The 9559-nt window shown below is 65.6% G+C and carries 9 protein-coding genes and 1 pseudogene; 6 read left to right on the plus strand and 4 right to left on the minus strand.

The genetic code is table 11. The annotated features are described in order from the left end of the window. From Q0996_RS05540 to Q0996_RS05555, 4 genes are all read right to left on the minus strand, one after another. Window positions 1–547 (minus strand): hypothetical protein (locus Q0996_RS05540; RefSeq protein WP_322096644.1); only part of this gene is annotated, 547 nt, incomplete at its 3' end. Continuing rightward, window positions 544–1278, minus strand: a complete 735-nt coding sequence (locus Q0996_RS05545; protein ID WP_299616758.1) for a hypothetical protein — start codon at window positions 1276–1278, stop codon at window positions 544–546. The genes Q0996_RS05540 and Q0996_RS05545, both read right to left, overlap by 4 nt. A gap of 10 nt (window positions 1279–1288) precedes the next feature. Further along, window positions 1289–1813, minus strand: a complete 525-nt coding sequence (locus tag Q0996_RS05550) for a phage tail protein (protein ID WP_299616759.1) — start codon at window positions 1811–1813, stop codon at window positions 1289–1291. A gap of 12 nt (window positions 1814–1825) precedes the next feature. After that, window positions 1826–3811: a phage tail sheath C-terminal domain-containing protein gene (locus Q0996_RS05555; RefSeq protein ID WP_299616760.1), complete on the minus strand. Its 1986-nt coding sequence runs from the start codon at window positions 3809–3811 to the stop codon at window positions 1826–1828. Window positions 3812–4545: 734 nt separating this feature from the next. On the opposite strand from Q0996_RS05555, the gene Q0996_RS05560 reads away from it, so the two are divergent. From Q0996_RS05560 to Q0996_RS25525, 6 genes and pseudogenes are all read left to right on the plus strand, one after another. Continuing rightward, window positions 4546–5544 (plus strand): BTAD domain-containing putative transcriptional regulator, encoded by a 999-nt coding sequence (locus Q0996_RS05560; protein ID WP_299616762.1) that lies wholly within the window; start codon window positions 4546–4548, stop codon window positions 5542–5544. A 136-nt stretch (window positions 5545–5680) separates the two neighbouring features. Next, a complete protein-coding gene (locus tag Q0996_RS05565; protein ID WP_299616764.1) occupies window positions 5681–5878 on the plus strand; it encodes a hypothetical protein in 198 nt (65 codons plus the stop codon). Between the two features lie 138 nt (window positions 5879–6016). Next, window positions 6017–6976 carry a sugar-binding transcriptional regulator gene (locus Q0996_RS05570; RefSeq protein WP_299616765.1) on the plus strand — a complete coding sequence of 320 codons (960 nt, stop codon included), beginning with the start codon at window positions 6017–6019 and terminating at the stop codon, window positions 6974–6976. Window positions 6977–7084: 108 nt separating this feature from the next. Beyond that, complete coding sequence (locus Q0996_RS05575; RefSeq protein ID WP_299616767.1) at window positions 7085–8380, plus strand: sugar ABC transporter substrate-binding protein; 1296 nt, start codon at window positions 7085–7087, stop codon at window positions 8378–8380. Window positions 8381–8490: 110 nt separating this feature from the next. Then, the gene (locus Q0996_RS05580; protein WP_299616766.1) at window positions 8491–9369 is read left to right on the plus strand and encodes a carbohydrate ABC transporter permease; all 879 of its coding nucleotides are present in this window, start codon (window positions 8491–8493) and stop codon (window positions 9367–9369) included. A gap of 13 nt (window positions 9370–9382) precedes the next feature. Next, window positions 9383–9559, plus strand: a pseudogene (locus Q0996_RS25525) (carbohydrate ABC transporter permease); the annotation flags it as partial.

Genomic DNA, 9559 nt, shown 5'->3' on the forward strand with positions numbered 1-9559 from the left:
GAACCGGGCTTGGGGGCGCCGGCTCGGCCTTCGGGCCATCGTCGCTTCGCCTTGGTTCATCGGCGCTGCGATCGGCCTCTTTCCGCTCGTGGTCCGACGACACTTCCACAGGCGGCGCGTCCGGATCGCGGTCGACCCGCCCTGCCGGTGGCAATGAGGACACCGGCCGTTCGACGACGGTGCGCTCGCGCAGGGTCTCGTGGTGCTCGACCCTTTCGGTCTTCTCGACCACCCTGGGGTCGAGAGGCGTCGCTGGGCGGTCCTGCTTGATCCGCGCGCCGGGCATCGCGCTCGACGGCGCGTCCTCGGGCGTCGGAGTGGCCGTATTCGCTTGCGGGGCGGTCTCATCGGCCGGGGGGAGCGGTGGCGTTGGTGCGCTGGTCTGCTGCAGCGGCCGTTCCTTGGCCCCGGAGAGAACCTCCTCGTTGAGCTCGGTGAAGCCATCGCCGTCAGCCCCCTGGGGCTGGAAGAGCCCGGGCACCTCCGGGCGCAGACGGCGCTCTTCTCCGCGCGAGCGCGCCGCCAGGCGGCGGAACAGGCCGGTCATGGCACGTCCATCAGCAGGTAGGCCTCGCGCCGTTGCGGTGCCATGGCGAGGATGTCGGCTTCGCGCCAGCCATAGCGCATGGCCAGGTGATGCACCTCCCAGAGGGTGCGCTTGGCCCAGGCGTCGAGGCGGGCGGCGAAGAGTGCGGCGGCATCGAGGCCGCAGCGCCAGGTCTCACCGCAGTCCGGACAGGAGAGGGCGACCTCTGCGGCGGCCAAGGGGTCTTCCCGTTCGATCCGTTCCGCCAGCGCCTCGGCGACGCCGTCAGGGAGATCGCTGGCGGAGATCTCTCCGTCCGGATGACTGATCTGCCGGATCGTGGCGCTCCTCAGGATTTGCTCGGCGGTTTCTTCATCGCTGGCCTCGGCGGCCTCTTTCAGGTCTTCGCCCGTCGGCAGGCGATAGCTGATCCGCCAGCCGTCCAGGTCCATCCGTCCGCTGCAAGCCGGTGCTGCCTCCTGGACGGCAATCAGGTCTGGGATGGAGAGCTCGGCGGCGACGCGGCTGCCGCAGGCAGGGCAGTCGTCCAGACAGCGCAGGCGGGCGCCGAACGCGCCCGCGAAACTGCGCAAGAGGGCGGCCTCGCGAAGGCCCAGGGATACGGCGGTCCCATCTCCCTCTACCGAGGCCGCAAGGCAGCGCTCCGCCAGGACGGCCTCGCGCGCGGCGGTGCCGAGGCCGGCGAGGGCATCCCAGAGCTCCATAAGCTCGGCTGCTGAGCGGGCTGCCATGGGCGAGGGATCATTGCGGCTCGAGGAAGCTGGGCTCGTCGGGCTCGGTGACGTCGTAGTCGCGCTCCCAGCCCTCGTTTTCCAGCTTCATCATCTCGATGGCCACGGCATTGGCGTTGGCGTCGAGGTCCGGCAGCGTCTGAAACTCCGAGACCCAGCAGTTGTAGATGCGGTAGGCCATGGCGACCTGGCCCGCCTCGTTCAGATGCTGGATGATGATGTTCTTGCGCATGTCGCGCAGCGACGACTCGGCACCGAGGCCGGAGCCGTAGTTCCAGACCTTGTTGGCCCACTGCTCGAAGGTGCGGTCGTAGGTGATCCCGCGCTCCAGGGTGATCGGCTCATACTCGCTGCGCCCGGGGGACTTGCGCGACGAACTGGGGTCGCCGCCGGCCCGGTGCTTGATCACCTCGGTGGTGCGCTTCAGCGCGCTCACCTTGCTGACCCCGGCCACGACCTGGCCGTCGATGATCACCAGGAACTTGTAGTTCGGCAGTTCGTGATAGCGGTGGGTATTGACGTTGAAGGGTGGCATGGCGTGGTTCCTTTAGACCTGGTCCTGCCCGGCGAGCTGCTGCAGCGTGATGATCACGAACTCGGCGGGCTTGAGCGGCGCGAAGCCGACCAGCACGTTGACGATGCCGCGGTCGATGTCCGCCTGGGTCGTGGTGGTGGCATCGCAGGTGACGAAGTAGGCCTCCTGCGGGGTCGTGCCCTTGAAGGCGCCCTGGCGGAAGAGCTGGTGCATGAAGGTCGAGACGTTGAGGCGCAGTTGCGACCAGAGCTGCTCGCCGTTGGGTTCGAAGACCGCCCACTTGGTCCCGCGGTAGAGGCTCTCCTCCATGAAGAGGGCAAGGCGCCGCGGCGAGAGGTATTTCCATTCGCTCGCCCGGGCATCGGCGCCGTCCAGGGTGCGTGCGCCCCAGGCGATGGTGCGGAACACCGGGAAGTTGCGGATGCAGTTGAGCCCCAGGGGATTGAGCGCGCCATTCTCGGCATCGGTCATCTCGTGGGTCAGGCCGCGCACCCGCGACAGGGTCGCTTCCGTGCCCGCCGGCGACTTCCAGACGCCGCGGTTGGTGTCGGTGCGTGCATAGAGCCCGGCCATGGCGCCGCAGGGCGGGAACTTGCGCACCTGGAAGTCGTCCAGCGGATCGACGAACAGCAGATGCGGGTAATAGGCCGCGCCGTTGACGCCGGAAACCGTAAGGCCGCCGGAGATCCAATCGATGGCCGAGGCGGTGTCGCGCACCTCCGGCGGCGGATCGACGAGCAGGAAGGCGCGCTCGGCGACGCAGAGCTCCATGGCGCGGGCGAAGATCTCGTTGGGATCGACGGTGCTGTCCAGGGTGTTGGGGTCGCCCGCCGCGCTGCGCGTGGCATCGGGGATGCAGAGGATGTTGAAGAGGTCGACCTTCTTCAGGGCATAGAGGCCGGTGAAGTTGCCCTCGTTGCCGATGATCCCCTGGCTGTTGGGCAGGCCTGTGCCGGCGGTGGCGGGCACGGCGCCGGTCTGCGCCTGCAGGTCGCGGCCAAGGCCGAGGCGGTAGTGCCCGACGTTGCGGGTCCCCGTGTTTAGGCCGATCATCGCCAAGGCGCTGTTGGGCACGCCGGCGGCAAAGGTCAGGCGGGCGTCGAGAGAGGCGTTCAGGAGCTCCGGCGAGAAATCCGGGATCACCCGGATGCCGGCGCCGGTGTTGCTGGGCACGCAGCGCACGGCGGCCCCTGGCACCAGATTGCTGATCGCCTGATTGATCTTGCGCTCGACATGGCGGGCGAGGCCGAGGACCGATTGCGGCAGGGTCTCGCCGGTCTCGAAGATGGTGACATCGACGTTGGCGATCTGGCCCGCCGGCACGTCGGAGCTGATGCGGATCGTGTAATTGTTGTCGTTCAGCAGACTGCCCAGTGTCACGTCGGCACCGACGGCGCCGGTCTGGATCGGCCGCCCGGCGGTCGCATCGGGGATCGCGACGGTGACCAGCTTGGAGCCCGTAGCCTCGTCGTTGACCACCGCCACCACGTTGCGGGTGCTGGTGGCGGACATGGAAACGTTGGGGAAGCGTTCGACCGCGCCGGTGTCGAGGTCGGTGATCGTCAGGTTGAAGGCGGCGGTGTCGCTTGCGGGGATGGCGTCGTAGTCGACGTCGATCAAGCGGTTGTGGGCATCCAGCCCGGTGGCGGCGGCAGTCACTGTAAGGGCCGCATTGGCGGCGCCGCCGGTTCCGTCTTCAAGGGTGATCGCGGCGGGCACCGCGCCTGTGCGCGGTACCCGGACCACATGCGCCTCGGTGCCGCCGTTGGCGAAGAACTGTTGCACCGCATAGGAGACATGGCTGTCGCGGTGCAGCCCGCCGAAGATCCTCTCGTATTCGCCGAAGCTGCGCACCGTGTAGGGAAAGTTATCGCGCCCGGCGACGCGGGCGGTCCAGCCGACGAAGGCGGCAATGGAGGTGGCCACGCCGGTGATCGTGCGCACACCGCTGGGCAGCTCCTGAATGTAGACACCCGGATAGGTAGGGTTCACTGGCATGGCTTCTGCTCCATCGTTTCAGCATCGCTGGCCGCGGCTTGGACTGCCTGGTTTTGGACGGGCTGGTTTCGGACAGGTCGGTTTTGACAGGGGGACTGCGATCTGCGGTGGCGCGGTTCGGCGGCATGGTCCGCAAGGCCGGTGCCGCCCCCGCCGTTGTGGAGGGCTGTGTTCGTGAATGGCTCGCGCGTCATCGCAAGGATCCCAATGACCGAGACCCGCAAGCCTAGGGACTGAGCGTCACGATGCTCTCACGGCCCCCTCACTGAAGCCTCACCGCGCTCTCACCGGCTGCGCAAAAAGGTGGTCGTGGCGAGGCGCGTGGGATCATCGTCGCCGCGCCGCTCGTTCACGCAGTGACGCGGTTCGTGCAATAGAGGTGGCCTTGGGACATTTGGGGTAGGACGGCTTCCGCGGTGCAACGAAGCTTCTATACTGCCAAGACCGGTTGGCGGACCTGGAGCGTGCAAAGGCGAGTGGGCAAGCGGCCATCCCGGTCTTGCCGAAAGCCGCGGGCGCAAACCTCGGTCAGCCTGCTCCTGGAAAGTGGAATTTGGATGAGGCCCTGCGCTTGTCACAAGTAGGTCACACGCAGCTCACTAGTCTGACAACAGAGAGCAGAGAACATCCGCAGTGAGGGCGGATCGGGCAAAAGGTATTTGCACCCCTAAAGAGGTCGAACGCGGAACGCGGCGGAGTTCGCGGCGCGCAGCGGAAGAGGGGACATCGGCGACATGCTCAGTACGGCCGCCGATGACGCCATGGGGATGCAGCCGATGACCCAGCTAACGGTTTCGCTATTCGGATCGCTTCAGGTCAGCCATCAGCCGTCGGGCATATCCTTCGGTGGCCGGCCAGGACGTAGCCCCGCGACACATCCGACGGGCAAGGTCGCGCGACTTCTGGCCTATCTTCTGCTCGGCGGACGCCAGAGTCATCAGCGCGACGAATTGGCGGAGTGCTTCTGGGGAGACCGGGACAGCAACAGCGCCCGGCGCTGTCTCAGCACCGCCGTCTGGCGCCTGCGCCAGATCGTGGAACCCGCCGGCACGCCCAGTGGAACCTATCTGCTGAGCAATGCCGGCGACGAGATCGCCTTCAACTGGGAGAGCGACCATCGGGTCGACTGCCTTGAGTTCGAGGTCCGCATCGACAGCGCGTTGCGCATTCGCCCCGAGAGCATGACCCATGAGGCGGCCCGGGCCCTGGAGGAGTGCCTCGGCCTCTATCGCGGCGAACTGCTGTGCGGCGTCTATGACTCCTGGGCCTTGCGCGAACGCGAGCGGCTGCGCTCGCGCTATCTCGACGGCCTGACCCTGCTGATGCGCCACTGGCTGCACGTCGGCAACTACCGCGGCGGCATCGAAGTCGGCGAGAGGATTCTGGGGCAGGACCCCCTGCGGGAGGACGTGCACCGCGACATGATGCGGCTCTTCGCCGGGGCGGGGGACCGCTCGCGGGCGATTCGGCAGTACCAGGAATGCTGCCGGCTGTTGTCCCGTGAGCTGCGGGTCGAGCCGCTGGAGGAAACCCGGGCGCTCCATGACTCCATCAGCACCGCGGGACACTGTGAAACCCTTGTGCACCCGCGGGCACAGCAGATCAGCGCCGGCGAGGCCCTTGCGAAGCTGCGCTCCGCCCTCGAAGAGGTCGAACGAGCAAGGGCCGTGGTGGAACAGGTGCTGCCCGGGCTTGAGCCAGGCAAGGAGCCGCCCTTGCGCGGCAACCGCTGACCGGCGCGGGACGATCCGGCGTCACCGCCGGGCGCATCCGTGATCCCGGATTGAGAGCCTCGTGACGCCGCGGTGACAAGCGGCTCTAGGATGTGGCTTCCTATTGCGAGGTGAAGAGCCGGCGCGGGAGGCCTCCTTGACTCAGTCCCGCAAGGAAAAGGTGCTCATCGTTCGCCTGTGGTACGAACCACGGGAAGCGCCGGATGCGCCGCAGGTGCTGCGCGGAACCATTGTCGACGTCGAATCCGGAGAGCAGCGCGGGGTTGCCAGCCTGGGGGAGGTGAGCGAGGCGATCGCGGCGAAGCTGCAAGACCTAAGGCCCGGGAGCCCCTGATCCGTGCCCATGGTAGCCACCAACGCCCCGATCTGCGCTGTCGCGCTCCCCGACCCCGGTCCAAGCGGGATTTGCATCTTTGCGCAAATTCTACGACGCTCGGCCTGTCTTCAGGAAGCCGGCATCAGGGGCAGGACCATGAACCGTCGCACGGGAAACGACGCATCCATCACGGACGAAGCGGCGCGGGCCGGTTGGCTCTACTACATCGCCGGCAAGACCCAGGACGAGATTGCGCGCATGCTGGGCGTCTCGCGCCAGCGCGCGCAGCGCCTGGTGTCGCGGGCTATCTCCGAGAACCTGATCCACGTGCGTCTAGAGCACCCCATCGCCAAATGCATGGACCTGGAGTCGCGCCTGGCCGAGCGCCACGGGCTGCTGTGCTGCCGGGTCGCACCCAGCGTCGGCGAAAGCGCCCACACCCGCATGTCCATTGCCTCGATCGCCGCCTACGAAATCGAACAGGTGCTGCGCCAGGCCGAGCCCAGGGTGATTGCCCTGGGCTCCGGCCGGATGCTGCGTGCCGCCATTGAGGAATTGGCGGATATGGAGTGCGAGCAGCACAAGATCGTGTCTCTCGTCGGCAACATCGCACCGGACGGCTCGGCCTCGTTCTACGACGTGATCATGCGCATCGCCGATGCGGTGCGGGCGCCGCACTATCCCATGCCCTTGCCCGTGCTGGCGGAAACCCCGCAGGAACGGGAGATCTTCTATTCCCTCAAACCGGTGCAGAACGTCGAGAAGCTGGCGAAGCGGGCCGACGTCGCCTTCGTCGGGGTCGGACAGCTCAGCGACGACGCGCCGCTGTTGCAGGACGGCTTCATCACCAAGCAGGAACTGAAGGCGTTGAGGGCCGAAGGGGCCGTGGGCGAGATCGTCGGCTGGGTCTATGACTCCGCGGGCAACTACCTGAGCGGCGGCATGAATGCCCGCGTTTCCAGCGTCAGGGTGAGCGGCAAGGGCGAGCGGCGGGTGACCGGCATCGCAGCCGGGATTGAGAAGATAGCTGCCATAGAGGGCGCCCTGAAAGGGCGTCTGATCAATGGGTTAGTCACCGACGAAGAGACAGCGGAGGAACTGCTTGCCGCTCCCTAGCGGGGCCACTGGTATTTCCTCTTGACCTATTCGTCAACCTATGTGAATAATTGCTCACAACATGGGCAATTGCTCAAACCATAAGACTTGGGAGGAAACATCATGGGAATGCCCCTCCGCGGCTTGCTCGCCGCCACGACCGCAACCCTGCTGTCGACGGCCGCTATGGCCGAAACCTTGACCATCGCCACGGTCAACAACGGCGACATGATCCGGATGCAGGGTTATACCGACGACTTCACCGCCAAGACCGGCCATGAAGTCGAGTGGGTCACGTTGGAAGAAAACGTTCTGCGTCAGCGCGTGACCACTGACATCTCCACCAAGGGTGGTGCGTTCGACATCATGACCATCGGCATGTACGAAACCCCGATTTGGGGCGCGAACGGCTGGCTGGTTCCGCTCGACGATCTGAGCGAAGAGTACGATGTCAACGACATCCTGCCCGCGATGCGGGACGGCCTGAGCCACGACGGCACGCTCTACGCTGCGCCGTTCTATGGTGAAAGCTCGATGGTGATGTACCGCACCGATCTCGTCGAGGCGACCGGCATGACCATGCCCGAGGCCCCGACCTGGGATCAGATTGCGGAACTGGCCCGGGCGATGACCGACCGTGGGAAGGAAATCAACGGCATCTGCCTGCGCGGCAAGGCCGGTTGGGGTGAAGGCGGTGCCTTCATCACAGTGACCGCCAACTCCTTCGGCGCGCGCTGGTTCGATGAGAACTGGAAAGCCCAGTTCGATCAGCCCGAATGGGCCAATGCCCTCAACTTCTTCGTGGACCTGATGGCCGATGCAGGCCCCCCGGGATACGCCACCAACGGCTTCAACGAGAACCTGTCGCTGTTCCAGCAAGGCAAGTGCGGCATGTGGATCGACGCGACCGTTGCCGCGTCCTTCGTGACCAACCCCAACGACTCGACCGTCGCGGACAAGGTGGGCTTTGCCTTGGCGCCGGACGCGGGCCTCGGCAAACGCTCCAACTGGCTCTGGGCCTGGGCGCTGGCCATTCCGGCTGGGACCCAGAAGGCTGACGCCGCCAAGCAGTTCATCGAGTGGGCCACCTCGAAAGAGTACATCGAGTTGGTTGCCGCGAACGAAGGCTGGGCCAACGTGCCGCCGGGTGCCCGGACGTCGCTCTATGAGAACCCCGAGTACCAGAAGGTGCCTTTCGCGCAGAAGACGCTCGAGTCCATCAAGGCGGCCGACCCGACGAGCCCGACCGTCAAGCCGGTGCCTTACGTCGGTATCCAGTTCGTCGCCATTCCGGAGTTCGCCGGCATCGCCACCGAGGTGAGCCAGGAGTTCTCGGCCGTCTACGCAGGCCAGCAGACCGTGGACGAGGCGCTTGCCAAGGCGCAGGCCTTGACCAACGACGCCATGGAAGCCGCCGGCTACTGAAACTTCCTCCCAACCGAAGGGCGGGTGCGCCCGCCCTTCGGTCCTCTTTTTCTTGAGATCAAGACCCCGAATCTCAGACGTTTCGGGCGTCAACAGAGGAGGCATGTCCAATGGCGACCCGGCATTCCCGCTCCGCAGCCCGCTTGATGTTGGCGCCGGCCGTGATCCTGCTTCTGGGCTGGATGCTCGTGCCGCTGACGATGACGCTGTTCTTCTCCTTCAAGAGATACCTGCCGATGCGCGGCGACTCGATGGCCGCCGGCTTGGATTGGGTCGGTTTCGCCAACTACACCCGCTTCGTGACCTCCAGCTCATTCTGGCCCAGCGTGCAGACGACTCTGATCATCGTCGGCGGCGTTCTGGTCATCACCGTGGTCTTTGGCGTTTTGCTGGCGATGCTGCTGGATCAGCCGATGTGGGGCCAGGGCATGGTTCGCATCTTCGTCATCGCGCCCTTCTTCGTGATGCCCACCGTGTCGGCGCTGGTCTGGAAGAACATGTTCATGGACCCGGTGAACGGCCTTCTGGCACATCTCTGGAAAGCCTTCGGCGCCGATCCCGTGGCATGGCTGAGCCAGGCGGCGATGCCCTCACTGATCATGATCGTGAGCTGGCAGTGGCTGCCCTTCGCCACCCTGATCCTCTTGACGGCGATCCAGTCGCTCGACAGCGAACAGCTGGAAGCCGCCGAGATGGACGGGGCACCCGTCCTGAAGCGGTTTTGGTACATCGTGCTGCCGCATCTCAGCCGAGCGATCACCATCGTGATCCTGATCCAGACGATCTTCCTCTTGGCGATCTTTGCGGAAATCTTTGTCACCACCGGCGGTGCGTTCGGCTCCAAGACGCTCAGCTACCTGATCTTCCAGCGCGTGCTGGAAAGCCAGAATGTGGGCCTTGGCTCTGCCGGAGGCGTCTACGCCATCATCCTGGCCAACATTGTCGCGATCTTCCTGATGCGCATTGTCGGCAAGAACCTGGACAGGTGAGGAGGAACGGACAATGGCCCGCGCTGTCACCACACAACGCAAGACGATCAACACGGTCGCTGCCTGGGCGATCGGCCTTCTGATCTTTTTCCCGATCCTCTGGACGATCCTGACCAGCTTCAAGACCGAGGCCCAGGCGATCAACGATCCGCCGATCTTCCTGTTCTTCAACTGGACGCTGGAAAACTAC

The sequence above is a fragment of the Pelagibius sp. genome (assembly GCF_028289705.1).
GTDB lineage: Bacteria > Pseudomonadota > Alphaproteobacteria > Kiloniellales > Kiloniellaceae > Pelagibius.